At 29.2% G+C, this 26,454-nt stretch carries 27 protein-coding genes, 1 pseudogene and 2 other annotated features; all 28 genes and pseudogenes read left to right on the top strand.

Going from position 1 to position 26,454, the window contains the following annotated elements:
- The first annotated feature begins 247 nt into the window (after nt 1-247).
- The 28 genes and pseudogenes from ACFWUA_RS11455 to aspS all read left to right on the top strand — a co-directional run bounded on the left by ACFWUA_RS11455 (nt 248) and on the right by aspS (nt 26,414).
- Nucleotides 248-1,255 (top strand): MBL fold metallo-hydrolase, encoded by a 1,008-nt coding sequence (locus tag ACFWUA_RS11455; RefSeq protein WP_416198148.1) that lies wholly within the window; start codon nt 248-250, stop codon nt 1,253-1,255.
- A 13-nt stretch (nt 1,256-1,268) separates the two neighbouring features.
- Nucleotides 1,269-1,478 (top strand): DUF3006 domain-containing protein, encoded by a 210-nt coding sequence (locus ACFWUA_RS11450; protein WP_416198147.1) that lies wholly within the window; start codon nt 1,269-1,271, stop codon nt 1,476-1,478.
- A 69-nt stretch (nt 1,479-1,547) separates the two neighbouring features.
- Nucleotides 1,548-1,788, top strand: a binding site (T-box leader).
- Nucleotides 1,789-1,823: 35 nt separating this feature from the next.
- Complete coding sequence (asnA, locus tag ACFWUA_RS11445; RefSeq protein ID WP_416198146.1) at nt 1,824-2,804, top strand: aspartate--ammonia ligase; 981 nt, start codon at nt 1,824-1,826, stop codon at nt 2,802-2,804.
- Between the two features lie 51 nt (nt 2,805-2,855).
- A complete protein-coding gene (locus tag ACFWUA_RS11440) occupies nt 2,856-3,275 on the top strand; it encodes an endolytic transglycosylase MltG (RefSeq protein ID WP_416198145.1) in 420 nt (139 codons plus the stop codon).
- Nucleotides 3,276-3,482: 207 nt separating this feature from the next.
- Nucleotides 3,483-4,214, top strand: coding sequence for a hypothetical protein (locus ACFWUA_RS11435; RefSeq protein ID WP_416198144.1), 732 nt, complete (start codon nt 3,483-3,485; stop codon nt 4,212-4,214).
- Nucleotides 4,215-4,277: 63 nt separating this feature from the next.
- A complete protein-coding gene (locus ACFWUA_RS11430) occupies nt 4,278-4,910 on the top strand; it encodes a CBS domain-containing protein (RefSeq protein ID WP_416198143.1) in 633 nt (210 codons plus the stop codon).
- Nucleotides 4,911-4,973: 63 nt separating this feature from the next.
- Nucleotides 4,974-5,570 carry a BofC C-terminal domain-containing protein gene (locus tag ACFWUA_RS11425; RefSeq protein ID WP_416198142.1) on the top strand — a complete coding sequence of 199 codons (597 nt, stop codon included), beginning with the start codon at nt 4,974-4,976 and terminating at the stop codon, nt 5,568-5,570.
- A gap of 88 nt (nt 5,571-5,658) precedes the next feature.
- Entirely contained in the window at nt 5,659-6,153 is a 495-nt protein-coding gene (gene ruvC, locus ACFWUA_RS11420; RefSeq protein WP_416198141.1) for a crossover junction endodeoxyribonuclease RuvC, read from the top strand.
- Between the two features lie 13 nt (nt 6,154-6,166).
- Nucleotides 6,167-6,748 (top strand): Holliday junction branch migration protein RuvA, encoded by a 582-nt coding sequence (gene ruvA / locus ACFWUA_RS11415; protein ID WP_416198140.1) that lies wholly within the window; start codon nt 6,167-6,169, stop codon nt 6,746-6,748.
- A 20-nt stretch (nt 6,749-6,768) separates the two neighbouring features.
- A complete protein-coding gene (ruvB, locus tag ACFWUA_RS11410; RefSeq protein ID WP_416199209.1) occupies nt 6,769-7,779 on the top strand; it encodes a Holliday junction branch migration DNA helicase RuvB in 1,011 nt (336 codons plus the stop codon).
- 11 nt (nt 7,780-7,790) lie between these two features.
- Nucleotides 7,791-8,000 carry a DUF2905 domain-containing protein gene (locus ACFWUA_RS11405; protein WP_416198139.1) on the top strand — a complete coding sequence of 70 codons (210 nt, stop codon included), beginning with the start codon at nt 7,791-7,793 and terminating at the stop codon, nt 7,998-8,000.
- A gap of 16 nt (nt 8,001-8,016) precedes the next feature.
- Nucleotides 8,017-9,396, top strand: a complete 1,380-nt coding sequence (locus ACFWUA_RS11400; RefSeq protein WP_416198138.1) for a SpoIID/LytB domain-containing protein — start codon at nt 8,017-8,019, stop codon at nt 9,394-9,396.
- A gap of 15 nt (nt 9,397-9,411) precedes the next feature.
- Nucleotides 9,412-10,437, top strand: a complete 1,026-nt coding sequence (queA, locus tag ACFWUA_RS11395; RefSeq protein WP_416198137.1) for a tRNA preQ1(34) S-adenosylmethionine ribosyltransferase-isomerase QueA — start codon at nt 9,412-9,414, stop codon at nt 10,435-10,437.
- 11 nt (nt 10,438-10,448) lie between these two features.
- Nucleotides 10,449-11,567: a tRNA guanosine(34) transglycosylase Tgt gene (gene tgt / locus ACFWUA_RS11390; protein ID WP_416198136.1), complete on the top strand. Its 1,119-nt coding sequence runs from the start codon at nt 10,449-10,451 to the stop codon at nt 11,565-11,567.
- Nucleotides 11,568-11,629: 62 nt separating this feature from the next.
- Nucleotides 11,630-11,974, top strand: coding sequence for a preprotein translocase subunit YajC (yajC, locus tag ACFWUA_RS11385; RefSeq protein ID WP_416198135.1), 345 nt, complete (start codon nt 11,630-11,632; stop codon nt 11,972-11,974).
- Between the two features lie 120 nt (nt 11,975-12,094).
- The gene (locus ACFWUA_RS11380) at nt 12,095-12,472 is read left to right on the top strand and encodes a TIGR04086 family membrane protein (RefSeq protein ID WP_416198134.1); all 378 of its coding nucleotides are present in this window, start codon (nt 12,095-12,097) and stop codon (nt 12,470-12,472) included.
- Between the two features lie 71 nt (nt 12,473-12,543).
- Nucleotides 12,544-12,684: a six-cysteine ranthipeptide SCIFF gene (gene scfA, locus ACFWUA_RS11375; protein ID WP_072744488.1), complete on the top strand. Its 141-nt coding sequence runs from the start codon at nt 12,544-12,546 to the stop codon at nt 12,682-12,684.
- Between the two features lie 91 nt (nt 12,685-12,775).
- Complete coding sequence (gene scfB / locus ACFWUA_RS11370) at nt 12,776-14,140, top strand: thioether cross-link-forming SCIFF peptide maturase (RefSeq protein ID WP_416199208.1); 1,365 nt, start codon at nt 12,776-12,778, stop codon at nt 14,138-14,140.
- 65 nt (nt 14,141-14,205) lie between these two features.
- The gene (secD, locus tag ACFWUA_RS11365) at nt 14,206-15,474 is read left to right on the top strand and encodes a protein translocase subunit SecD (RefSeq protein ID WP_416198133.1); all 1,269 of its coding nucleotides are present in this window, start codon (nt 14,206-14,208) and stop codon (nt 15,472-15,474) included.
- 16 nt (nt 15,475-15,490) lie between these two features.
- Nucleotides 15,491-16,375: a protein translocase subunit SecF gene (gene secF / locus ACFWUA_RS11360; protein ID WP_416198132.1), complete on the top strand. Its 885-nt coding sequence runs from the start codon at nt 15,491-15,493 to the stop codon at nt 16,373-16,375.
- Between the two features lie 106 nt (nt 16,376-16,481).
- A complete protein-coding gene (locus ACFWUA_RS11355) occupies nt 16,482-16,841 on the top strand; it encodes a LapA family protein (RefSeq protein WP_416198131.1) in 360 nt (119 codons plus the stop codon).
- Nucleotides 16,842-16,850: 9 nt separating this feature from the next.
- Complete coding sequence (recJ, locus tag ACFWUA_RS11350; RefSeq protein WP_416198130.1) at nt 16,851-19,328, top strand: single-stranded-DNA-specific exonuclease RecJ; 2,478 nt, start codon at nt 16,851-16,853, stop codon at nt 19,326-19,328.
- A 45-nt stretch (nt 19,329-19,373) separates the two neighbouring features.
- Nucleotides 19,374-21,535 (top strand): annotated as a pseudogene (locus ACFWUA_RS11345) (RelA/SpoT family protein).
- Nucleotides 21,536-21,550: 15 nt separating this feature from the next.
- On the top strand, nt 21,551-22,000 hold the full coding sequence (gene dtd / locus ACFWUA_RS11340; protein ID WP_416198129.1) for a D-aminoacyl-tRNA deacylase: 450 nt from the start codon (nt 21,551-21,553) through the stop codon (nt 21,998-22,000).
- Between the two features lie 11 nt (nt 22,001-22,011).
- Nucleotides 22,012-22,635: an MBL fold metallo-hydrolase gene (locus tag ACFWUA_RS11335; protein WP_416198128.1), complete on the top strand. Its 624-nt coding sequence runs from the start codon at nt 22,012-22,014 to the stop codon at nt 22,633-22,635.
- A 55-nt stretch (nt 22,636-22,690) separates the two neighbouring features.
- Nucleotides 22,691-22,858 (top strand): hypothetical protein, encoded by a 168-nt coding sequence (locus ACFWUA_RS11330; protein ID WP_416198127.1) that lies wholly within the window; start codon nt 22,691-22,693, stop codon nt 22,856-22,858.
- 13 nt (nt 22,859-22,871) lie between these two features.
- Entirely contained in the window at nt 22,872-24,353 is a 1,482-nt protein-coding gene (gene hemZ, locus ACFWUA_RS11325; RefSeq protein WP_416198126.1) for a coproporphyrinogen dehydrogenase HemZ, read from the top strand.
- A 29-nt stretch (nt 24,354-24,382) separates the two neighbouring features.
- Nucleotides 24,383-24,590, top strand: a binding site (T-box leader).
- Nucleotides 24,591-24,632: 42 nt separating this feature from the next.
- Nucleotides 24,633-26,414, top strand: coding sequence for an aspartate--tRNA ligase (gene aspS / locus ACFWUA_RS11320; RefSeq protein WP_416198125.1), 1,782 nt, complete (start codon nt 24,633-24,635; stop codon nt 26,412-26,414).
- The last annotated feature ends 40 nt before the right edge of the window (nt 26,415-26,454 follow it).

Below are 26,454 nucleotides of genomic sequence, written 5' to 3'. Positions count from 1 at the left end.
GTTAGTGTATCTACTACTGATTGATAAAATCTTTTTTCAATATCTGAAGCTGTACCTGATAAAAATGAAATGTTTTCATTTTGTGGCATCCTATCTAAATGATATGGAAGAACTAGCATCATAGTTGTATATCCTGATTTAGATAAATTTATAGGATAATATTTTAGGTATTCAAAATTTCTATGACCTAATCCATGGACGAACACTAAATATCAAATTTATTTTAATTGTTGCAATTTTAGCAGCATTGATACTCTCAGCTTGTCAATATGATTTAGAAGATGCTATTAATGATAATTTTAAACAAAAAGGAGATTTAATTGTACATTTTATAGATGTAGGGCAAGGCGATAGTATATTTATACAATTGCCCAATGGAGAAACATCTTTAATAGATGGTGGAACCAGAGCTAGTGGAGAAAATGTTGTAAAATATTTAAAGGAACAGAATGTAGAGAAAATTGACTATCTTATAGCAACGCATCCTCATGAAGATCATATAGGAGGATTGCCTAAAGTAGTTAAAAACTTTGAAATAGGGAAAATATATATGCCTGATGCAACTGCAAATACTAATATTTTTCAAGAATTGTTGAAAGAAATTAAAAGTAAAGAAAAGAAAATAACTATTGCTAAAGGCGGAGATATAATATTAAATGATTCAGGTATTAAATATGAAATATTGGCACCTAATGGGGAAAAATATGGGGAAACAAATGATTATTCTATAGTTGCTAAATTAACTTATAAAGACAATTCTTTTTTATTTACAGGTGATGCTGAAAAAATTAGTGAAAATGAAATAATAGAAAAAGGATACAATTTAAAATCAGATGTTTTAAAAATTGGCCATCATGGAGGCAGTACTTCGACTTCAGATGAATTTTTGCTAAAGGTAAGTCCCAAATATGGGGTTATCAGCTTAGGTAAGGACAATACATATGGTCATCCTCATAAAGAGACTATTCAAAGATTAAATGAGCAAAATGTAACAATTCTTAGGACTGATGAGTTAGGGACTATAGTTATGATTTCTGATGGTAAAAATATAGCGATAAATAAAAAAATAAAAGAAGAAAAAACTAAGAGTGAAAGACCAAATATAGAAAGTTATTATATAGGTAATACAAATACTAAAGTATATCATTCCCCAGATTGTAATTATTTGCCTAAAGAAGAAAATCAAATAATATTAAAGTCAAAGAAAGAAGCAGAAGATAAAGGTTTTAGACCACATGAAAAGTGTATAAAATAAGGGGGAGTACATTATGAAGGGTATAGTGGATAGAATTGAAGGAGAATATGTTGTTTTAGAAGTAGAAGATAAGATATTTAATTTTAAAATCAATTTATTTCCGCCAGATATTGAAGAAGGGGACGTAGTTGAAGAAAAGAATGGACAATTTTTTATTTTAAAAGAGGAGACAGATATAAGAAAAGAGAGTATTAAAAAAATGTTTAGAGACTTGACAGAATGAGGTGGTACTAATAAAAAGACTATTGACAACACTTCAACTATTTAGTACAATACACTATAAATCAAATAATTAAAAACTAAGAAGAGAAGATTAGGCTATAAGTGGAGTTGTAGAGAGTCGGTAATGGTGGAAATCCGATACAAAACTATAGCTGAAGAACATCTCTGAGTTTCTAATCGAAATTTTAAAAAAGAGTAGGTTTAGACGGTTCTGACCCGTTAAAAATCAGACAGTATCGAGAAATCTGTACTGGTTGAGAGAGTATTGTTAAGCAAGGTGGTACCACGGAAGATAGCCTTTCGTCCTTTTGGATGGAAGGCTTTTTTAGTTAAAGGAGGAATTGAAATGGAAAATGTTTTAGATGTAAAAGAAACACAAATTGCAATTAAAAAATTGAAAGATTTTTTTGAGAATACTCTGGCAAAAAAATTAAATCTTGTAAGGGTTTCTGCTCCATTATTTGTAAGACCTGAATCAGGATTAAATGATAATTTAAGTGGAAAAGAAGAACCAGTATCATTTACAATGAGAAATTATGAAGAAAAAGTAGAAATAGTTCAATCTCTTGCAAAATGGAAGAGAATGGCTCTAAAATTGTATGATTTTAAAGTAGGCGAAGGATTATATACAGATATGAATGCTATACGACCAAGCGAGAAATTGGACAACATACATTCTATATATGTAGATCAATGGGATTGGGAGAAAACTATTTCTAAAAGTGATAGAAATGAAGAATATTTAAAGCAAGTTGTTGAAGATATCTATGAAGTTTTTTTAGAAACAGAAAAATATATAAATAAATTATATCCATTTTTAACTCATAAACTGCCTGATAAAATTACTTTTATTACATCTCAAGAATTGGAAGATATGTATCCTAAAGAAAATTGTAAAAAGAGGGAACATAATATTTGCAAAGAAAAAGGTGCAGTATTTTTGATGAAGATTGGGGGAAATTTAAAATCTGGTAAACCTCATGATGGGCGAGCACCAGATTATGATGATTGGGAGTTAAATGGTGATATTCTATTTTGGGATGATGTCTTAAATCAAGCATTGGAATTATCAAGTATGGGTATTAGGGTTGATAGTATTGCATTGATTAAACAATTGAAACACACAAATTCTGAGGAACGTTTAAAATTAAAATATCATAAATTGTTAGCACAGGATAAATTACCATTTTCTATAGGGGGAGGTATTGGACAATCAAGAATTTGTATGTATTTTTTAGAAAAACAACATATTGGAGAAGTACAAGCTTCTGTTTGGACAAATGATATTGTAAATAAATGTATAAACGAGAATATATTTTTACTTTAGGCGATATTTGTAGTAAAATGTAATTAAAAAGGTAGGGGGGTTAGAACTTAATTGAAAGGAAAATTGAATATAGTTTATATGACATTAGGAATAGGTATAGGAATTATTTTGACTAGTTTTGTTTTTGTTCTGAAACCTCAAATACAATACAAAGAATATACAAATGAAGAAATAATAAATAAGGCTAAAGAACTGGGAATGGTATCGTTCAAAGAAAATATAAACACAGATTATACCAAAGAAGTTGTGGAAGATAACAATGAAGAGATTCGTATAAAAATTGATGTAAATAGTTCTTTAAGTGAAGTTTCAGACAAACTATTTGCACAAAAAATAATAGAAGATAAAGGTGAATTTATACAATTTGTTAAAGATAAAGGAATGGAAACCAAACTTAGACCAGGCACTTATAGTTTGAAAAAAAATATGAGCTATACAAGTATTATAAATATACTTACAAAGACTAAATAGGAATATTATATTTTCCTATTTAGTCTTTTTTCTTTGATAAATTTCTACAAACTTTGTTTTTTTAAATAAAAAAGTTATGTTTTTTTACCAATTTCGAAAATTATGTAGTATAATAATATGTACGCTAAAAAGATATTTATTTAATTGAAAAAGAAGGGGTTTAAACTCTCGTTTTTTTGGCAACAATTGCTAAGGGAGGGATATTTTATGGCCACATCAACGGTAAATCTTTGGAAAATGTATGAAGGACTAAAATATAATTTTTTGTTTAATAATGACATAAATTCCATACATATCCTCCTTAATTTGTATGATTTAGAGGAAAACATAAATAACATATGTCCTAAATATACATGTATAAAAAATATAAAAAGAGGAATTAGATATTTTTTAAGATACAGAGAAGACAAAGATTTAGTGACTAACAAAATTATTTATTTAATACATGAAGATGTAGATAGACTGGAATTATGTTTTTATTTAGAAGGTTATAAATATGGTTATTATAATAATAAATGGGTAAATATATTAGAGGAAAAGACGCTTAATTATTATACTGTAGAAGAAATTTATGATAAAAAATATTTATTTCAGTATAATCTAAGCTTGGATGATATAAAGATTGTAAGAGATGAGTTTGAATCAGAGATTAATCTTTTAGAGGATAAAGATAAGTACATAGAAAGATTAACATATTATTTTTCTGATGAAATTATAAAAAGTAAGATATATGAATTGAACAATTATATAGATAGGCAACTAAAAATGGATTTTAATTCAAATTCAAGTATAAAAGAAGAGGGAAGTAGATTTTCACAAGATGAGCTAAATAAACTTTATGATTTGATTGCTAAATGTTTATATAAAAATATAATTCAAATATACAAAAATGCAAGTTGGTATGGCTTAAATGATAAAGTTTTAAATAGATATTCATAATTTTGAAGGAATTTTGAGATAAATATTGAATAATATCTAATATCATGAAAGGGGGCTTTATAAATGTATGTAAGAAACCATATGCTAGCAAAAGATAAGTTGACAACAGTTGATGTCAATGAGAGTATTGGAAGTGCTTTGGAAAAGATTAATAAAGGTGATTTTTTGTCTTTACCTGTATTTGAAGGATCAGAATTTAAGGGTATTTTGATGAAGGAAGCTATTTATAGGCATTATTTTGAAACTGGTTGTATGGATAAAGCTAAATTTTTAGATGAGGTTAAAGTAAAAGATTTGTATATAGATAAGTATAAATCTATACTTGACAGCGAATTGATTGAAAATGCTTCATATTTATTAAATGAATTTAGAACACCATTTTTACCAGTATTTGATTCAAACAACAATTTTGTGGGTATTTTAACCCATACTGCTATTTTTGATGCTTTTTCAGAGATATTTGGTCTTGGCAAGGGAACTAGAATTATGGTGAATTTGTTTGATATACCTGGTCAAATTGCAAAGTTAACAGAAGTTATAAGAAAAGAAAATGTAAATATCATGAATTTAGCAGTAATGGATGCTAAAGTGTTAGATGTATATAAAGTAGTTATAAGAGTTGATACAGAAGATGTGGAGGAATTAATTGATAAAATAGAAAAAGCAGGATTTAAGATTGCAGGTATAGTTAAATAAAAATGTATAAATATTTGCAAATTGGCAAAAATATCCCTCTAGATAGTATTGGAGGGATATTTTATGAAAAAGAGATATGTAGTTCTCGTTTTTATAGCGTGTTTAACTATGTTTTTAATAAGTTTCTATTATGGATATCGTTTTACTGGCAAAAAGATAAGTAAGAGGCCTGATGTTCGCGATGAGTGGATAGTTGAAAATTCAAAAGATAAATCTGATGGTTTAGAAATAGTAAAAGAAGATGTGAGGATTTCGCCAAACACTATTATAGAAAAAAATATATATTATACACAATGTAATCATACTTTGAAAGATAAATGTAAAGCTGATGGGAAAATAATAAATATGACGGAAAAAGAATATAAAGATTATATGAATAAAAATTATCCAGACGTAGAGGTAATTTCTTTTTCTATACAAAATATTTTTTTGAGAGAAGAACGAAATTATCTTTGTCCAAATCATTATATAATTGGTGAGTCGGATGGGAAAATAGCTATATTTAAAATAGGTGATAATGGAGAAAAAATATTGAATAAGGTCTATAAAGATTATCCACTATCTTTGCTTAAAGAAATTGATCAAAAAAAATTAAGGGAAGGTATAGTTATTGATAGTGAAGAGGAGCTTTCTAATGTTTTAGAAAATTTTATTAGTTAAGAAAAAAGACTAAGTTGGTTTGTCTGACTTAGCCTTTTTTCTTAAATATGTTAAAATAGAATGAGAAAAGTTGTGAGAGGAGACAGATATGATTATTTTAGGAATAGATCCAGGAATAGCTATTGTAGGTTATGGTATTATAGAATGCAGAGGAAATAAATTTAATGCTTTAGAATATGGGGCAATAACTACAGAATCAAAATGTCCTTTTCCTGATAGGATAAAAATAATATATGAAGAAATGAGTTTATTGATAGATAAATACAACCCTACAGATTTAGCTGTAGAGGAATTGTTTTTCAATAAGAATGCGAAGACAGCTATAAAAGTTGGACAAGCAAGAGGCGTAGAAATACTGGCTGCAGTTAACAAGGGAGTAAATATATATGAATATACGCCTTTGCAAATAAAACAAGGGGTAGTAGGCTATGGTAGAGCAGATAAAAGGCAAGTTCAAGAAATGGTTAAGATGCTACTTAATTTGAAAGCTATACCTAAACCAGATGATGTTGCAGATGCATTGGCAGTGGCACTATGTCATGGAAGTAGCTTAAAATTCAAAGAAATGTTTAGAATGAGATGATAGGAGTGTTTTTATGTATGATTATATAATTGGTGAAATAGTAGAAATAAGAGAAGATTATTTGGTTCTTGACAATAATGGAATTGGATATAAAATATATACATCTAAGAATTCCTTATCAAATTTAGTTGATAAGGAACGTGTAAAAGTATATATTTATTTCAATTTAAGAGAAGATGGCATATTTCTTTATGGTTTTTTAACTAAAGAAGAATTGAGTATGTTTGAATTGTTACTTTTAGTATCTAAGATAGGACCTAAGATAGGGATAGGTATTCTTTCTACATTAAGCACAAATGAAATTAAATTAGCCATATTAAATAATGATGTAGATTCTTTATGCAAGGCACCCGGAATTGGAAAGAAAACTGCAAATAGAATAATACTTGAATTAAAAGATAGAATAGATGATAATATAAATATTGATGATACTTTAGATTTTGTAGATAATAGTGATATAGATGAAGCTATAAATGCACTAGTAGCATTAGGCTATACAAAAAAGGAAGTAGATGAAGTGCTTTGTAAAATTGATATAAAAGACTTGACGACAGAAGATATAATAAAAGCTGTTTTAAAAAGAATGTCTAAATAAAAATGAAAGGTATTGATACTATGAATGATGGTGAGAATAGGATTGTTGCTGGGTCTTTGAGAATGGAAGATGTAGAAAATGATATTTCATTGAGGCCAAAGTGGATAGATGAATATATTGGACAAGATAAAGTAAAACAAAAGCTAAATATTTTTATAAAAGCTGCACAAGAAAGAAGAGAACCATTAGATCATGTTCTTTTATATGGTCCTCCAGGGCTGGGTAAAACTACATTGGCAAATATTATTGCTAATGAAATGGGAGTAAATATTAGAGTTACATCAGGCCCTGCAATTGAAAGACCAGGAGACTTAGCTAGTATTTTAACTAATTTAGCAGAAGATGATGTTTTATTTATAGATGAGATACATAGATTAAATAGGAGTGTGGAAGAAATATTATATCCTGCTATGGAGGATTTTGCATTAGATATAATTATAGGTAAAGGCCCTAGTGCGAGATCTGTACGATTAGATTTGTCAAAATTTACATTAATAGGTGCTACTACAAGAGCAGGCTTATTAACATCTCCCCTTAGAGATAGGTTTGGAGTTATATTAAACCTTGATTTGTATGATGTGGAAGATTTAATGCAAATAGTTGAGAGATCAGCCAAGATTTTAGATATTGAAATTGAAAGTAAAGGAGCTTTAGAAATTGCAAAACGCTCTAGAGGTACTCCTAGAATTGCAAATAGACTCTTAAAAAGAGTAAGGGATTATGCTCAAGTAGTAGAAGATGGAATTATAACTGAAGACGTTGCTAAAAGTGCTCTTAAGATGCTGGAAATAGATGAGTTAGGGCTTGATAATGTCGATAAGAAGATAATTTTAACTATGATAGAAAATTTTTGTGGAGGACCAGTAGGATTAGACACTATTTCTGCAGCTACAGGAGAGGAAAAAACTACTATAGAAGATGTCTATGAACCTTATTTGCTGCAAATAGGATTCATCAATAGGACTCCTAGGGGTAGAATAGTTACAAAAAAGGCTTATGCTCACTTCAATATTCCTTATGGCGAAGAATAGAGGTGTAGAATATGGATTTTATGGGAAGAACATTGATAACAATTGGAATAACTTTGCTAATTATAGGTGGTATCATGATACTGGGAGAAAAAGTTGGGCTTGGGAAGTTGCCAGGAGATATTTTTATTCAAAAAGGTAATTTTACTTTTTTCTTTCCTATTGTATCTTCAATTGTTATAAGTTTGATACTTACTTTAATATTAAATTTATTTAGAAGGTAAGAGGAGATGAGTTTATTTGAAGAAAATACTGTCCTTTTTAATAGTGTTGTTATTTGTTATGAATATAAGTTGTACAAGTTCTTATGCAAAATATATGTACAATGATGAATATATAAATGTAAAACTACAAAGACCTATTAAATCAAATAATTATATAAATTTAAAAAGTGAAAATGGATTTGTTATTTTTTCTTTTGACGGTTATTTGAAAGAAATGGACAAGCTCATAGTAAATGAGATAGTTATAACCTTAGGAGATAATGATAGCATTGCTATAAAAGATAAAAACGATTATATATTGTATTCTTTTGGCAATAATGATAATATATATATCTCTTCTATAGATGAGTTTGAACCAATTGTTAAAGTTGAAAATGATAGATATAGAGATTATTTAACTTTTATACGAAACGGAAATAAAATAGATGTTATAAATTATGTTTCTCTTAATCACTATTTATATGGGGTAGTTCCTAGAGAGATGCCTTCAACTTTTCCGTTAGAAGCATTAAAAGCTCAAGCAATAGCATCTAGAACTTTTGCACTTAAGAACATAAATAAACATATAAAAGAAGGCTATAATTTGTGTGATTCTACTGATTGCCAAGTATATGGTGGATATGATAGTGAAACTGAAATAACAAATAGAGCCGTTGACGAGACTATTGGTATAGTATTAAAATATAACAATGAGCTTATAGAAGCAAGCTATCATTCTAATAGCGGCGGATATACAGAAGATAGTGCCAACGTATGGGGAATATCGTATCCATACTTAAAAGCTGTGGAAGATGAGTTCTCAGTAGGTTTACCTAATAGCAATTGGCAGATAATATTATCTAGTAGTGATATTCGAAATAGGCTTTTAAAAAATAATATAAATATAGGAGAGATAGTATCATTAACTCCTACAGAAATATTAGGAAATGGAAGAGTTGTTAAATTAAAAATTGTTGGGACAAATGGTGAAATTATATTAGAAAAAGATAAGATAAGGCAAGTATTTGGATATAGCGATATTAAAAGCAATTGGTTTGATATAAGAAAAATTAATGGGAACAATTTAGATAATAGTATAAAAGAAATATATGCTATGGATTCAAATAAAACTGTTAAAATAAAATTAAGTGATTTTTATACTATTAATGGGGAAAAGGCTAAGGTTTTTTCTAATAGAGAAGGTTTTAAGAGAATTGTTACTGATAAAGGAATTGAAAATATAAATAAAGTTCAAGCTTTAAATGATAGTGTAGAATTTGTTATAGAAGGGAAGGGTTATGGTCATGGTGTTGGAATGAGTCAGTGGGGAGCTAAAAGAATGGGAGAACTAGGATATACCCATGATGAAATCCTTAAGCATTATTATAGTGGAGTAGAGTTGACTACATTGTATTAGTAAAGGATGATGAATATGAGAAAAGAAGACTTTTATTATGATTTGCCTGAAGAATTGATTGCACAACATCCTATTTCAAATAGAGAAGATTCAAGGCTTATGGTTTTAGATAAAGCTACAGCTTCTGTTGAGCATAGACATTTTAGAGATATAATTGACTATTTAAATGAAGGAGATTGTTTAGTTTTAAATGATACAAGAGTTATTCCTGCAAGATTGTTTGGTAGTAGAAAAGGTAAAGATGAGAGCATAGAGTTTTTGCTACTAAAGAAGATAGATATCAACAAATGGGAGACTTTGGTTAAGCCTGGGAAGAAGGTAAGGCCAGGAGTTAAAGTGATATTTGGAGATGGGGAACTTGAGGGCAATGTGTTATCAATTGGAGAAGATGGTACTAGAATTGTAGAATTTGAGTATGACGGTATTTTTGAAGAAATATTAGATAAACTTGGAGAAATGCCATTACCTCCATATATAAAGGAAAAATTAGAAGATAAAGAGAGATACCAAACTGTATATTCAAAAAAAGAAGGTTCAGCAGCCGCACCTACTGCAGGGCTTCATTTTACAAAAGAGTTATTACAAAAAATTGAAGATAAAGGAGTTAAGATTGTTTATTTAACACTGCATGTAGGACTTGGAACTTTCAGGCCTGTAAAAGAGGAAAATATAGAGGAGCATCATATGCACTCTGAATATTTTGAATTGTCCAAAGAGGCAGCAGAAATTATAAATAACACAAAAAAAAGTGGAGGAAGAGTTATTGCGGTAGGAACTACTTCCACAAGAACTCTAGAGTCTATAGGAAACCAGGAAAATTTAGTTGTTCCTAAAAGTGGTTGGACAGATATATTTATATATCCAGGATATAAATTTAAGGTAGTTGATTGCCTTATTACAAATTTTCATTTGCCAGAGTCAACATTGATAATGCTTGTAAGTGCATTGGCAGGTAGAGAAAAAATTTTAAATGCTTATAATATTGCTGTAAAAGAAAAATATAGATTTTTTAGTTTTGGAGATGCAATGTTTATTAAATAAGGAGGAAAACTATGGCTGTAAGGTTTGAACTACTAAAAGAATCTAGTGAATGTAATGCAAGGCTTGGAAAACTTTATACACCACATGGTGTGATTGAAACCCCAATTTTCATGCCTGTCGGTACAAGAGCTACTGTAAAGGCTATGACACCTGAAGAAGTGAAAGATTTAGGAGCTCAAATAATACTTTCCAATACTTATCATTTGTATTTAAAACCAGGTCATAAACTTATTGAAGAAGCAGGTGGATTACATAAATTTATGAATTGGGATAGACCAATACTTACAGATAGTGGAGGTTTTCAAGTTTTTAGTTTAGGAAAATTGAGAAAAATTTCTGAAGAAGGTGTGGAATTTAGATCTCACATAGATGGTTCGAAACATTTTATAAGTCCTGAGAAATCTATAGAAATACAAAACTCACTAGGTTCTGACATAATGATGGCTTTAGACGAATGTACACCCTATCCTAGTGATTATGAATATACAAAAGAGTCGTTAGAAAGGACTACAAGATGGGCTAAAAGATGTAAAGAATATCATAAGGATTGGGATCGACAAGCTCTTTTTGGAATAGTACAAGGTGGGATGTATAAGGATTTAAGAGAGCAAAGCATAAAAGAAATTACAGATTTAGATTTGCCAGGATATGCCATTGGAGGGTTGAGTGTAGGGGAACCAAAGGAACTTTATAGAGAAATGTTGAATTTTACAGCTCCAAAGTTACCTAAGGATAAGCCAAGGTATTTAATGGGGGTTGGAAGTCCTGATTATTTATTTGATGCAGTGATTAGCGGTATAGATATGGCAGATTGTGTGTTGCCTACAAGAATTGCAAGAAATGGGACAGTTCTAACTAGTCATGGCAAATTGGTTATAAAGAATGCTGAATATAAGAGGGATTTTGGGAAATTAGATCCTGAATGCAATTGTTATACTTGCCAAAATTATTCTAGGGCATATATAAGGCATCTTTTTAATGTAGACGAGATATTAGCTGCTAGATTAGCTACCATTCATAATTTATATTTTTTGATAAAACTTATGGAAAACATAAGAACTGCTATAAAAGAAGACAGATTGTTAGAATATAAGGAACAATTTTATAAAAAATATGGATATATTAAATAAATTTAAGAAGGATTTATTATATTTTTGTTGAATAATAAAATAGAATAAAGGAGGGAAAGATTTTGACAGCACAACAAATGCAAAGTTTGATTTTGCCAATAGCGTTTTTAGTGATTTTTTATTTTTTAGCCATAAGACCTCAGCAAAAAAAAGAAAAAGAAATTAGACAAATGAGAGAAAGTCTAAGCAATGGTGATGAGATAATTACCATTGGAGGAATTTATGGAAAAATCGTAAAGGTGAAAGAAGATATTTTGACAATTGAAGTAGGTTCTGATAAGACAAAGTTAGATATTACTAAGTGGGCAGTTGGCAGTGTTATCAACAAGAAAGAAACAAAAAAGGATACAGAAAAAAACAAGAAAGAAGAAACAAAAAACGAATCAAATGAAAAAGATGACAAGTAATTTTTTAAAAAAGCTTCCTAATTTCAAAGGGAAGTTTTTTTATTATATGTATGTTGATTTTGTAATAAATTTCACTATTTCGAAATAAACATTCATTATAGAGTATAGGAGGTGAAATTTATGGAAATCAAAAAAACTGATTACATATTGTATATTTTTAAAGGATTAGCTGTTTCTTATATAATTACATTTGCTATGATTTTAATAATATCATTGCTATTAACTTATACATCATTTAAAGAAAGTACTATTCCTATAATAAATACTATAGCAATGATAGGGAGTATTGTTAGTGGTTCTATATATTTAACTTTAAATACAGGAGAAAAGGGCTGGTTAAATGGAATGTTAATTGGTTTTTTATATTTTTTGATACTTTTAATTCTAAATAAGACTTTTGTAAAAACTTTTAGTTTTAATGTTTATTCATTTTCTAAATTGATGATCTCTTTAGTTACAGGTATAATTGGTGGTATGATTGGAATCAATTTAAAATAGAACTTTAAATATGAGTTGTTTTATGGTATAATTTATAAAGTATAAATTTAACAAAAAGGAGGTCTTTTAGAATGAAGCACATTAAAACTATTGGAGGAAGAAATTTAAAAGAGACAATAGCTAAAGGTGGATGTGGAGAATGCCAAACTTCTTGCCAATCAGCTTGTAAGACTTCTTGTACTGTTGGAAATCAAAAGTGCGAGAACAAATAGGACGATAAAAAGGTGGTGGTTAAATCCACTACTTTTTAATTTATACTTTCTTTGTTAGAGGAAAAGTAGTAGGAGGAATTTTATGTTAGATATGAAAAAAATTCATAAATTTTATTTAAATAATAAATATATTGTACTTGATGTGAATAGCGGTGCTGTACATGTAGTTGATAAAATAGCTTATGATTTAATAGATTTTTTTGAAGATACAAGTTTAGAGGATATAGAAAATATATTTAAGGACAAGTATTCTAAAAATGATATTTATGAAGCCTATGATGAAATAGTTAAGTTGAAAGAAGAAGGGCTTCTTTTTTCAGAAGGAGTAGATTTTAGTGGTTTTAGCTATAATAGTCAAAATGTAGTAAAAGCACTTTGCCTTCATGTTGCTCATGATTGTAACTTAAGATGTAAATACTGTTTTGCATCCCAAGGTGATTTTAAAGGTGAAAGGCTTTTGATGCCTTTAGAAGTAGGGAAAAAAGCACTAGAATTTATAGTAAATTCTTCTGGAAACAGAAGAAATTTAGAAGTTGATTTTTTTGGTGGAGAACCACTTATGAATTTTGATGTGGTAAAAGAGTTGGTTAAGTATGGAAGAGAATTAGAGAAAGAATACAATAAAAAATTTAGATTTACAATAACAACTAATGGTGTTTTGCTAGATGAAGAAAAAATGAATTTTATAAACGAAAATATGAACAATATAGTTTTAAGTCTTGATGGAAGAAAAGAAATAAACGATGCTATGAGAACTACTGTTTCTGGTGGAGGAAGTTATGAGATAATAGTTCCAAAATTCATCGAAATGGCTAATAAAAGGCAAGATAAAGACTATTTTGTTCGAGGAACTTTTACAAGAAATAATTTGGATTTTAGTGAAGATATTTTAGAATATTATAAATTAGGATTTAAAAAAGTATCTATGGAACCTGTAGTTACAGATCCCAAAGAAGATTATGCTATAAAAGAAGAAGATTTAGAAATAATTCTTAAGGAATATGAAAAATTCTCAAAGAAATATATAGAAATCAAAAAAGTGGACAAGGACTTTACATTTTTTCATTTCATGATTGATTTAAATCAAGGCCCTTGTATGATAAAGAGATCAGTAGGTTGTGGAGCAGGTTCTGAGTATATGGCAGTTACACCAGAAGGAGACTTATATCCTTGTCATCAATTTGTTGGTGAAGAAGATTTTAAACTTGGAAATGTATTTGAAGGTATCAAAAATACAACTATAAGAGATAAATTTAAAAATTCAAATGTATTCACAAAAGAAGATTGCAAAAATTGTTGGGCAAAGTTTTATTGTAGTGGTGGATGTCATGCCAATGCTTATTATGCCAATAAAGATTTTTCTAAACCTTACAAACTTGGCTGCGAAATGGAAAAGAAGAGAATTGAATGTGCTATTTCAATATTGGCTAATTTAGAAGAGCAGGAAAACATTTAAGTTGACTATAAAATAAGATGAATATATAATTGAATAGTATCAGATATTTAGAGGGAGGAAGATGAATGAAGCTAAAGAGTGCTATTATATTTATTTTAATAATCGCAATAGTTGTTTTCGGCTCTTATACAGCCATAAATGGAATGACTATTGGAAAAGTTAAAATTCCAAGTGCTAAAGAAGCTATAGATTTAGGCCTTGATTTAGCTGGAGGAGTTTATGTAATACTAGAAGCTCAGACAGATGCAAAAGGAGCAGAACTTCAAAAGATTATGGAACAGTCAAAAGCAGTAATAAACGAGAGAGTTAATGGTATTGGAGTATCAGAACCCAATATTGTTATAGAAGGAAACGATAGAATAAGAGTTGAATTGGCAGGAGTAAAGGATGTACAAGAAGCAATAGATATGATAGGGAAAACTGCACAACTTAAGTTTATAGATGCAGAAGGGAATGAAGTTATAACTGGACAAAATGTAAAAAGTGCAGAAGTTCAATATCAAAGAAATCAAGAAACTCAAAAAGATCAACCAGTAGTAGCACTAGAATTTGACAAAGAAGGATCTAAAAAATTTGCAGATGCCACTAAAAAATTAGTAGATAAGACAAATTTAGAAGAGAAAATCATTTATATAGTATTAGATAATCAAGTATTGTCTGCACCAGTGGTTAAATCTGTTATTGATGATGGCAAATGCGTTATAGAAGGAAGTTTTACTGTTGAAGATGCTAGTAGATTGGCTACTTTAATAAGGGCAGGTTCCTTGCCTGTAGAGATGAAAGAAGTGCAATCATCACTTATAGGACCAACGTTAGGATTAGAAGCTCTTGATAAAAGTGTATATGCTGCATTTATAGCTATAATGATAATATTTTTATTTATGCTTCTATACTATAGAATTCCAGGGCTAATTGCAGATGTTGCATTGACGATTTATATATTGTTGGTATTGTTTGGAATGCAGATGTTGAATGCTAAACTTACATTGCCAGGAATTGCAGGACTTATATTATCTGTAGGTATGGCAGTAGATGCAAATGTTTTGATATTTGAGAGAATGAAAGAAGAATTAAGACTTGGAAAATCTGTAGGAGCTTCTATTGAATCTGGATTTAAAAGAGCACTATCATCAGTACTTGATTCAAATATAACTACATTGATTGCTGGATTGGTATTGTACTGTTTTGGAACAGGACCTATAAGAGGATTTGGTGTTACATTGATACTTGGAATTATAGCATCAATGATTACAGCAGTTTTAATTACGAAACAATTGTTAAAACTTATGGTTAATATAACAGGAACTAAAAATCCTAAACTATATGGGGCATAAAAGAGAGGTGAACATGGTGAAAATTGTTGAAAATAGAAAAGTATTTTTTTGTATTTCCTTAGCTATTATTATTTTGGGAATGATAATGTTTGCTGTAAATGGTTTAAATAAAGGTATAGATTTTGCAGGCGGTACACTTATACAGATAAGAATTGGGAAAACTGTTCCAGTTGACGAAGTTAGAAAAATTACAGATGATTATGACAAAGAGGCAAGTATTATTCATTCTGGTCCAAACAAGGACGAAGTAATAATAAAAAGTACCAAAGATTTTACTAATAAAGAAATAAATGAAATTTTTAATAAATTTAAAGAAAAATACAATCTAAAAGATGATAGCCCACTTCAGGCTCAAAAATTTAGTCCTACGATGGGGGATGAAATAAGAGGAAAAGCACTATTATCAGCGGTTATAGCTGTTGTTGCGATGCTTATTTATATTACTTGGAGATTTGAGTTTAAATTTGCATTAGCGGCTATTATAGCATTAGCTCATGATGTGTTGATTACATTTTCCGTTTATGCTATATTTAAAATACCAGTTAATAGTTCTTTTATTGCTGCTATCTTGACTATATTAGGGTATTCTATAAATGATACTATAGTCATCTTCGATAGAATAAGAGAAAATTTAAAAATATCTAAAAAAGAACCTTATGAGAAAGTAATTAATGATAGCATAAAACAATCTATGACTAGAACAATAAATACTTCTTTAACTACTCTAATAGCTATTTTGATGCTCTATATATTTGGAGTTGAAGATGTAAAGGTTTTAGCTTTGCCATTAATTATAGGAGTTATTTCAGGAACTTATTCATCAATATTTATAGCAAGTCCTCTTTGGTATGTGATGAAATCTAAAGAAAAAAACACAGGATATAATCCAAAAAGAGCTTAAAACTGCCGAAAGGCAGTTTTTTCTTCATAAGAAGGAATTAACTCTTTTATTTTGGGTAAAAAGAATGTAGAATAATAATAAATTATGTATTAGGGAGGATTTATTTATGCAATGGGGATTTATATTGTCTTTAGTATTTGCTACACTAGTTGCTATATTTGCATTGAGGAATGCAAATGAAGTGCTAATTGATTTTTTATTTGGAAAAGTAAATATATCTCAAGCCTTAGTTATTTTTATATCGTCTATATTAGGGGCTGTTATTGTAGCTATCATGGGAGGTATAAGAAATTTAAAATTAAAAAAAGAAGTAAGAGAATTAAACAAGAAATTGGAGTTGCTTGTACAAGAAAATAATAATTATCAAATTCTTCTAACGGAAAAAGAGCATTCTGAAGAGAATGATATAGTTGTAAATAATGAGGAATTTGAAGAAAGTGACAATGAAAACAAAGAAGAACTTTGAGGTGATTAAATGATAAGATTCGACAAGGTATATAAATTATATGACAAGGATTATTCTCAAATAGATACCTTGTGTAGAAGATTAGATATTTCTCCACTTACTGCAAAGGTGTTGATAAATAGAGGTTTCAATACAATAGAAAGTTGTGAGGATTTTTTAAATACTGATTTAAAAAATTTAAATGATCCTTTTTTATTAAAAGGAATGAAAGAAGCTGTTGAGAGAATATCTAAGGCTATTGAATCTAGTGAAAAAATATGTATTTATGGAGATTATGATGCTGATGGAGTTACAAGCACATCTATATTATTTATTTTTTTAAAAAAACTTGGTGCTAATTGTTTTTATTATCTTCCTAATAGATTAGAGGAGGGATATGGTTTAAATATAGATGCCATAGACAATATAGCTAAATTAAATACTTCTCTTCTTATAACAGTTGATTGTGGTATAACAAATATTTGTGAGGTAGATTATTTAAATGAAAAGGGAATTGATGTAATAGTTACAGATCATCATCAATGTATAGATACATTACCTAAAGCAGTTTCAGTTATAAATCCCAATAGAGTGGATTGTTCCTACTCTTTTAAAATGTTGGCAGGTGTAGGAGTTGCATTTAAACTCATTCAAGGTTTGTCAAAAAAACTTGGTATTGAAGTAGATTATGAGGAAATATTGCCTTTAGTCACTATTGGAACTGTAGCAGATGTAGTGCCTTTAGTAGGAGAAAATAGGATTATAGTTAAGAATGGTTTGAATTTTATGAAAGATACATCTAATTTAGGGGTGAAAGCTCTTTTGGAAGTATCAGGTCTTAAAGACAAAAATATATCATCATATCATGTAGGGTTTGTATTGGGGCCCAGATTGAATGCAGGTGGAAGATTAGGAGTAGCTACTATAGGTGTTAAAATGTTTACTACAGATGATTATAGTGAAGCTTTGTCCCTTGCGGAGTATTTAGATGAAGAAAACAGAAAAAGACAGGAAATAGAAGAAGAAATATTAAAGGATGCTGAGAAATTAATAGAAGAAAAAATAGATTTAGAAAAAGAAAAGGTTATAGTTTTAGCTTCTGATAAGTGGCACTCTGGTGTTATAGGAATTTGTGCTTCTAAGATAACAGATAAATATTTCAAACCTTCTATATTGTTTTCTATAGAAGGTGATGTAGCTCGAGGTTCTGCTAGAAGTATTCCAACCTTTGATATACATAATAGCTTAAGTAGATGTAGTGATGTGTTGGAGAAATTTGGTGGGCACAAACAAGCTGCTGGGATGCTTATAAAAACACAAAATATAAATGAATTTAGAAGAAAGATAAATGAAGTTGCAGATGAGTTTTTAGATGAGGATGATTTGATACCAGAGATATACATAGATTCTGAACTTGAATCTAGTGATATTGATATAAAAACCATAAGTGAATTGAAAAAATTAGAGCCCTTTGGTATGAATAATCCTTCTCCTCAATTTATTTATAGAACTGCAAAGATAAAGAGTATCAGGCAAATAGGTAAAGATAATGCACATTTAAAGTTGTTGTTAGAAAAAAATGGTTCAGTAGTTGACACTATAGGGTTTAATTTTGGGGATTATGGAAATGTTTTAAGTAATGAAGATGAAATAAATATTGTTGGAAATTTGGATATAAATGATTATATGGGAAATGTAAGTCCGCAATTGATAATTAGAGAAATAAACTGGATCAAATATGATATACCTAATATAGATGATGAGTATTATTATGCCTTAAAAAAATATTTAAAGAAAAATAGTTTGAATTTTAAGAAAGGCAAAAAAAACGTTGAATTTGTTGAAAAAATAAATAGATTGGATTATATTGTTGATGTTCTAAAAGAGCGTGAAAATGTGTTAGTTTTAGTTTATAATTATGTAAATATTTTAAGTATCTGTGAAGCTATTCAATTGGAAGGCAGAGATGTAATAAAGAAGACATCGATTTCTTATAATATTGATGATAATCATAAGGTGAACAGTATAGTTATTCTTCCTGTACTATTTGATATTAATTTTAAAAGATATGAAAAGGTAATATTTTATGATTTGAGTTTTGATGTTAATAATTTTCTATATTTTATGGATAAGATAGGACCAAAGAATGTAGGAACACTTTTTCATAGATATGATATAGATTTAAACAAAGAAATATTATTAAATATATTGCCAACTATAGATGAAATGAGAATTATATATAAATCATTTTTAACAGCAAAGAGTAAGAACATAAAAATTGAACCTTATTTATATTTGGAATCTATTAATTGTAAAGTAGAAAAAAAAATCACAAAGTATAAATTGGATGTAACCATGGAGATATTTAAAGATTTAAATTTTATAGATTTTACTTTGAAAGATAATTATTATTTTGTTAAAATTTTAGAGCCACCTAATGAAAAAATTGACATATTGGAAAAACCTAAAGTAAAATATCTATATAGCTTAAAAAATAGTGAGATGTAGGGATTTATTCTTGTTAAACAATATATATTGAAATGAGTGGTAAGCATGATAGAAAATCTTATTTTAAAAATTGAACAGTATAATCCTCAAGCTGATATGAAACAGATAATTAAGGCATATAATTTTGCTGAGTTAGCTCATGAAGGCCAATATAGAAATTCAGGAGAAAAATTTTTTATTCATCCGTATAATGTAGCTATGATACTTGCGGATTTAAATATGGATACTTCAACTATTATAGCAGGATTGCTTCATGATGTATTGGAAGATACTGACGTGACATATGAAACTCTAGTAGAAGAATTCGGGGAAGAAGTTGCCAATTTAGTAGAAGGGTCACAAAATTAAAAAAATTAAATTATAAAACTAAGCAAGAAAGTCAAGCAGAAAATTTAAGAAAAATGGTAGTTGCTATGGCTAAAGATATTAGAGTTATAATCATAAAATTAGCCGATAGACTTCACAATATGAGAACCTTGGAATACATGAGCGAGGAAAAGAAAAAGGAAAAAGCTTTGGAAACTCTGGAAATATATGCACCTTTAGCCCATAGACTTGGTATTTCAAAAATCAAATGGGAACTTGAAGATTTATCTTTAAGATATTTAGATCCAGAAGGCTATTATGATTTGGTAGATAAAGTATCTAAACAGAGAAGAGAGAGGGAAGCATATATACAGTTTATAATAGACATGCTTAAGAAAAAAATTGATGAAATGGAGATACCTTGTGAAATAAGTGGTAGACCTAAAAGTTTTTATAGCATTTATAGAAAAATGGTATATCAAAACAAAAATTTTGAACAAATTTTTGACTTAACTGCTATAAGAGTTATAGTAGATACTGTAAAAGATTGTTATGGTGTTCTTGGAATAGTTCATACTATGTGGAAGCCTATTCCCGGGAGATTTAAGGACTATATAGCTATGCCTAAACCTAATATGTATCAATCACTTCATACGACAGTTATTGGCCCTCAAGGGGAACCTTTTGAAGTGCAAATAAGGACTTGGGAAATGCATAGAACTGCAGAATATGGTATTGCAGCTCATTGGAAATACAAAGAAGGAACAGTTAAAGCAGATAATTTTGATGAAAAACTTACTTGGTTGAGACAGATGCTTGAATGGCAAAAAGAGATGAAGGATCCTAAAGAGTTTATGGAATCATTAAAAATAGATTTTTTCACAGATGAAGTTTTTGTCTTTACACCAAAAGGCGACGTTATAAACTTACCTAATGGTTCTACTCCTATAGATTTTGCTTATAGGGTTCATACAGCAGTTGGGAATAATTGTGTAGGAGCTAAAGTAGATGGTAGAATTGTACCTTTGGATTATAAGTTGAAGAATGGAAATATTGTAGAAGTTATAACTTCAGCAAATAGTACAGGTCCTAGTAGAGATTGGCTGAAAATTGTAAAAAGCAGTCAAGCTAAAAATAAAATAAGGCAATGGTTTAAAAGAGAAGAAAGAGACTTAAATATTGTTAAAGGAAAAGATATACTTGAAAAGGAAGTAAAGAGGCAAGGATATAAATTAACTGAAATGTTAAAAGAGGATTGGTTAAAATCTATTGCAAGCAAACTTAGCTTGAGTAGTGTAGATGATTTATATGCTGGATTGGGATACGGTAGCATAACATTGTCTCAGGTGATTCCAAAATTAAAAGAATTTCACAAAGATTATTATAAATTGAGAGATGAAAAAAATCTTCTTGAATCTAATTCAAATATTTCTGTTCATAAGAAAGAAAATAGATTTACTCAAGGAGTAACTGTAAAAGGAGTTGACAATATAAAAGTTCGCTTTTCAAAATGTTGCAATCCTGTTCCAGGAGATGAAATAGTTGGATATATAACTAGGGGAAGAGGTGTATCAGTTCATAGAAAAGATTGTCCAAATATAAAAGATTTAGCAAGTCATGAAAGGTATATTGAAGTTGAATGGGATACAGATAAGAAAGCATCTTATCAAGCAGAGATTCAAATAAAAGCTTCTGATAGACCTGGATTGTTAACAGATATCACTCAAAGAATAACAGATGCAAATTTAACAGTGACTTCCTTAAATGCAAGAACCAATAAAGAAAAATTAGTGGTTATGAATATAACTCTTGAAACCAAAGATGTAGAGCAACTAAAGGATTTGATGAAAAAGATTAAAAGAATAAAAGGAGTAATTGATGTATATAGAGTGACCACTTAATGAAAGGATGATACTATGAGAGCAGTTGTACAAAGAGTTACTTCTGCAAGTGTAATTGTTTGTGATAATATTGTAAGTGAAATAGATAGAGGACTTTTGGTTTTTTTAGGAATTGGCAATGAAGATGATGAAACAGATTTAAACTATTTGGTAGAAAAGATAATGGGATTAAGAATTTTTGAAGATGAAAATGAAAAAATGAATCTATCTATCATGGATGTAAAAGGTGAACTTTTAATAGTATCACAATTTACTTTATATGGAGATGTTAGAAAGGGTAAGAGACCTAATTTTACTTCTTCAGCTCCGCCAGATGTGGCAAAAAAAATGTATAGAGATTTTATAGATAAATGTAAAAATTATGATATAAAAGTTGAAGAAGGTATATTTGGAGCAAATATGAAAGTGAATCTTATAAATGATGGACCAGTGACTATTCTTTTAGATAGCAAAAAAACTTTTTAGGAGGGATATGTTTGAAAGTTTTAAGATTACCTGTAGGTGTATATGCAGCAAATTGTTATATTGTCTATGATGAAGATGCTCATGAAGCTGTAGTAATTGATCCAGGTGGAGCTGGAGATGAAATATTAAATAAAATAAGGGAATTAAATTTAAAAGTAAAATATATCATTTTAACTCATGGACATGGAGATCACATAGGTGGAGTAGAAGAAGTGAGAAAAGGTACTAGTGCTCCTGTGTTGATTCATGAAGATGATGCAGAACTATTAAAAGATGACAAGAAAAATTTGTCTAGTATGATGATTATGGGAAGTATTGAAATTATTCCTGACAAATTGTTAAAAGATGGAGAAGAACTTGTTCTAGGAGATCATACAATAAATATCATTCATACTCCTGGTCATACAAAAGGTGGGATTAGTATAAAGATTGAAGACAATTTATTTACAGGAGATACACTTTTTGCTGGTTCTATTGGCAGAACTGATTTTGAAGGTAGTTCTTATGAAGATATAATAAGTTCTATAAAAGAAAAGCTAATTTTGTATCCTGATGATACTATTATTTATCCTGGTCATGGCCCATCATCTACAATTGGAAGGGAAAAGAAATATAATCCATTTATAATTAATTGAGAATATTTTTTAACGTCTTAGGGAATTTTAAGATTAGAACCTAGGAGGTGAAGTTATGAAAAAGAAATCGTTTTTTTCAAATGAATCAAGAGAGAATATAGATATACGTGATATTGATGAATTGATAGAAATGGGACTAGATATGGATGAAATAGCTAAAGAACTTGGTATTTCTAAAAAACATGTAGAGAGTTTGATAAAAGATATAGATAAAGATTTTTGAGGAGAAAAAAATTATGGTTTTAGTTTATTTAGATGGTCATGATTTTACTTATGAGGTAAATGAACTAGTAAAGCTTTTTTTCTTTGGTGAGGAAATAAGTTTTATTCAAACTGAAAATGAATATACGGGAGAAGGGTTTTTGATAAAAAATCATCTTATAAAGGTAGAGGATGATTATTCAGCTATTGCGATAGTTGTCTATAATAACGATGTGATAAGCAAATATAAAGTAGATTCTATAAATAATATTGATATAAAACGTGATGAAATAGTGAAAAAAATAAAGATAGGTATAAAACAATCTATTTATGTAGCTTTATCAAATATACTAGAAGTAAAAGTTCCTTGGGGAATACTTACAGGAGTAAGACCTACTAAAATTGTTCATGATCTTTTAGATAAAGGTTTAGATGAAAATAGTATATATGATATATTAACAAAAGAGTACAAGCTTTTTCCCTACAAGGCAAATACAATTATTGATATAGCAAAGATACAGAGAGAATATATATATCCACTTTCAAAGGACAGATTTAGTCTTTATGTAAGTATACCTTTTTGTCCTACTAGATGTATATATTGTTCTTTTCCTTCAAATTCAATGGATGTAGGGAGAAAATATGTAGATGTATATACAGAAAAGATAATATATGAATTAAAGTCCATAAGTAAGTGTTTAAATGATAAGAAAATACACACAGTTTATATAGGAGGGGGTACTCCTACAGCTATTCCTACAAAAAATCTTGATAGTATAATAAAAAGCATATATGAATTGTATGGTAAGGAAAATATAAAGGAAATAACTGTAGAGGCTGGAAGACCAGATACTATAGATAAGGAAAAACTACAAATGTTAAAGTCCAATGACATAAATAGGATAAGTATAAATCCTCAAACTATGAATGAGGATACTCTAAAAATAATTGGTAGAAAGCATACTGAAAAAGATATTATAGAAGCTTTTGCTTTAGCTAAGAATATAGGATTTGATGTTATAAATATGGATATAATAGTAGGATTACCTGAAGAGGGTACCGATGAATTGGCAAATACTTTAGATAAGATATTAAAATTGAATCCTGAAAATTTGACAGTTCATACACTTGCAATTAAAAGAGCCTCTATATTTAGTAAGAGTATAAAGAATTTTTCCATAGAAAGCCAAAGTACAATTGAAAATATGTTGGATATGAGTAGAAAATATGCAGAAAGAATGAATTTAAGGCCTTATTATTTATATAGACAAAAACATATGCTAGGAAATTTTGAGAATACAGGATATTCTATAGAAGGAAAAGAATGCATATACAATATGCTTATTATGGAGGAAAAAGAGACTATATTGGCTGTAGGAGCTGGTGGAGTGTCAAAGATATATTATCCTAATGAAAATAGACTGGAAAGGGTACCAAATGTAAAAAATTTAAAAGATTATTTGGAAAGAATTGATGAAATGGTAGAAAGAAAGAGAATGTACATTGACACAATTTAATATTTATTTTATAATTATTAAAAGCATATGTAAAGACGAGGAAAAGAAATAGTAGTTAAATCTCTTGGCTATAGAGAATCGGTGGTGGTGGAAATCCGATGCCAATGTTTAATGAAGACATCTTTGAGTCGATGAACTGAAACTTAAGTAGGTTCATTCGCTAAATGCGTTATCTATTTTGAGTGAGGAATTACCTAATTAGGGTGGTACCGCGAGATATGGCCTCTCGTCCCTGTAACAAGGAACGAGGGGCTTTAATTATTAAAGGAGGTTTAGAATATGGGTGAAAAAATGGGAAATTTAAGAAGAACTCATATGTGTGGAAATTTAAGAGTATCTAATATTGGTGAAGAAGTAGTTTTGATGGGCTGGGTGCAAAAACAGAGAAATTTAGGTTCTCTTATATTTGTAGATTTAAGAGATACAACAGGAATTGTTCAAGTAGTATTTGATGATACTTTGTCAAAAGAAATATTTGAAAAAGCAGAGAAAATAAGAAGTGAATATGTCATTGCAGCAAAAGGAAAGGTAAGAAAAAGAGAGTCAATAAATAATGATATTCCTACAGGAGAAATAGAAGTTTTAGCAAGTGAGTTAAAAATATTAGATGAAGCTGAGACACCACCAATTTATATCAAGGATAATGATGATGTTTCTGAATCCATGAGATTAAAATACAGATATTTGGACTTGAGAAAGCCTTCTATGCAAAAAAATTTGAAGACTAGACACAAAGTAGCAAAAGTCATAAGAGAATTTCTTGATGAGAACAATTTTGTTGAAATAGAAACTCCAATGCTTACTAAACCTACTCCTGAGGGAGCTAGAGACTATTTAGTCCCAAGTAGAGTAAATCCTGGGCAATTTTATGCACTTCCACAATCACCACAACTTATGAAACAGCTTTTAATGGTGTCTGGAATGGATAGATATTATCAAATAGTAAAATGTTTTAGAGATGAAGATTTAAGAGCTAATAGACAACCAGAATTTACTCAAGTAGATATGGAAATGTCTTTTGTAGATGTTGATGATGTAATTGAGTTAAATGAGAGATTGTTATATAAACTTTTTAAAGAAATAAAAGGTATAGAAATAGAATTGCCAATAAATAGAATGACTTACAAAGAAGCTATGGAGAGATTTGGTTCAGATAAGCCAGATTTAAGATTTGGATTTGAACTTGTCAATATAAGTGATATAGTAGCAAATTCAAGTTTTAAAGTTTTTAGTGAAACTATTTCAAACAACGGAGAAGTTAGAGGAATAAATGTAAATGGCTATGGAGATAAATTTTCACGAAAAGATATTTCAAAATTAGAAGAGTATGTAAAAACTTTTGGAGCTAAAGGTCTAGCGTGGATAAAGATAACCAATGAAGGAATTACTTCTCCTATAGCTAAATTTTTAGGGGAAGAAGAGCTAAATGAAATAATTAAAAGAATGAATGGTAAAGAAAATGATCTATTATTATTTGTTGCAGATAAATCTAGTGTGGTATTTGATAGCCTTGGAAATCTGAGAATTGAAATTGCAAAAAAACTTGATATAATAGATAAAAATGATTTAAAACTTATATGGATAACAGAATTTCCATTGTTTGAATATGATGATGAAGAACAAAGATATGTAGCTAAACACCATCCTTTTACGCATCCTATGGATGAAGATATTGAACTATTAGAGACAGAACCAGAAAAAGTAAGAGCTAAAGCTTATGACATAGTTATCAATGGAGATGAAATGGGTGGGGGAAGTATAAGAATTAATAATAGAAAATTGCAGGAGAGAATGTTTAAAGCACTAGGATTTACTATGGAAGAAGCTTGGGATAAATTTGGATTTTTACTTGAAGCTTTTAAATATGGAACACCTCCTCATGGTGGATTGGCATATGGGTTTGACAGGTTGATTATGTTGTTTACAAATAATGACAATATAAGAGATGTAATAGCATTCCCTAAAACTCAAAGTGCAACTTGTCTTTTGACTGGTGCACCAACAGATGTTAGCGTAGAACAACTTAAAGAGGTTCATGTGAAGTTAGATATAAAAGAATAAATACCAGGGCTTATTGCCCTGGATATTATTAATTGAAGGT

Origin of the sequence: Sporanaerobacter sp. (genome assembly GCF_047830725.1) — a bacterium.
Taxonomy (GTDB): Bacteria; Bacillota; Clostridia; order Tissierellales; family Sporanaerobacteraceae; genus Sporanaerobacter.
The sequence above is the reverse complement of the archived record's forward strand: the minus strand, read 5'-3'. Positions and strand labels throughout refer to the sequence as shown.

Bases quoted from the DNA above. Each gene is read 5' to 3' on its own strand.
- ACFWUA_RS11430 (WP_416198143.1), top strand. From the start codon at position 4,278: ATGTATGTAAGAAACCATATGCTAGCAAAAGATAAGTTGACAACAGTT.
- ACFWUA_RS11425 (WP_416198142.1), top strand. From the start codon at position 4,974: ATGAAAAAGAGATATGTAGTTCTCGTTTTTATAGCGTGTTTAACTATG.
- queA (WP_416198137.1), top strand. From the start codon at position 9,412: ATGAGAAAAGAAGACTTTTATTATGATTTGCCTGAAGAATTGATTGCA.
- ruvB (WP_416199209.1), top strand. From the start codon at position 6,769: ATGAATGATGGTGAGAATAGGATTGTTGCTGGGTCTTTGAGAATGGAA.
- tgt (WP_416198136.1), top strand. From the start codon at position 10,449: ATGGCTGTAAGGTTTGAACTACTAAAAGAATCTAGTGAATGTAATGCA.
- secD (WP_416198133.1), top strand. From the start codon at position 14,206: ATGAAGCTAAAGAGTGCTATTATATTTATTTTAATAATCGCAATAGTT.
- ruvA (WP_416198140.1), top strand. From the start codon at position 6,167: ATGTATGATTATATAATTGGTGAAATAGTAGAAATAAGAGAAGATTAT.
- ACFWUA_RS11435 (WP_416198144.1), top strand. From the start codon at position 3,483: ATGGCCACATCAACGGTAAATCTTTGGAAAATGTATGAAGGACTAAAA.
- aspS (WP_416198125.1), top strand. From the start codon at position 24,633: ATGGGTGAAAAAATGGGAAATTTAAGAAGAACTCATATGTGTGGAAAT.
- ruvC (WP_416198141.1), top strand. From the start codon at position 5,659: ATGATTATTTTAGGAATAGATCCAGGAATAGCTATTGTAGGTTATGGT.
- ACFWUA_RS11380 (WP_416198134.1), top strand. From the start codon at position 12,095: ATGGAAATCAAAAAAACTGATTACATATTGTATATTTTTAAAGGATTA.
- ACFWUA_RS11355 (WP_416198131.1), top strand. From the start codon at position 16,482: ATGCAATGGGGATTTATATTGTCTTTAGTATTTGCTACACTAGTTGCT.
- recJ (WP_416198130.1), top strand. From the start codon at position 16,851: ATGATAAGATTCGACAAGGTATATAAATTATATGACAAGGATTATTCT.
- ACFWUA_RS11450 (WP_416198147.1), top strand. From the start codon at position 1,269: ATGAAGGGTATAGTGGATAGAATTGAAGGAGAATATGTTGTTTTAGAA.
- scfA (WP_072744488.1), top strand. From the start codon at position 12,544: ATGAAGCACATTAAAACTATTGGAGGAAGAAATTTAAAAGAGACAATA.
- ACFWUA_RS11330 (WP_416198127.1), top strand. From the start codon at position 22,691: ATGAAAAAGAAATCGTTTTTTTCAAATGAATCAAGAGAGAATATAGAT.
- ACFWUA_RS11405 (WP_416198139.1), top strand. From the start codon at position 7,791: ATGGATTTTATGGGAAGAACATTGATAACAATTGGAATAACTTTGCTA.
- hemZ (WP_416198126.1), top strand. From the start codon at position 22,872: ATGGTTTTAGTTTATTTAGATGGTCATGATTTTACTTATGAGGTAAAT.
- scfB (WP_416199208.1), top strand. From the start codon at position 12,776: ATGAAAAAAATTCATAAATTTTATTTAAATAATAAATATATTGTACTT.
- asnA (WP_416198146.1), top strand. From the start codon at position 1,824: ATGGAAAATGTTTTAGATGTAAAAGAAACACAAATTGCAATTAAAAAA.
- dtd (WP_416198129.1), top strand. From the start codon at position 21,551: ATGAGAGCAGTTGTACAAAGAGTTACTTCTGCAAGTGTAATTGTTTGT.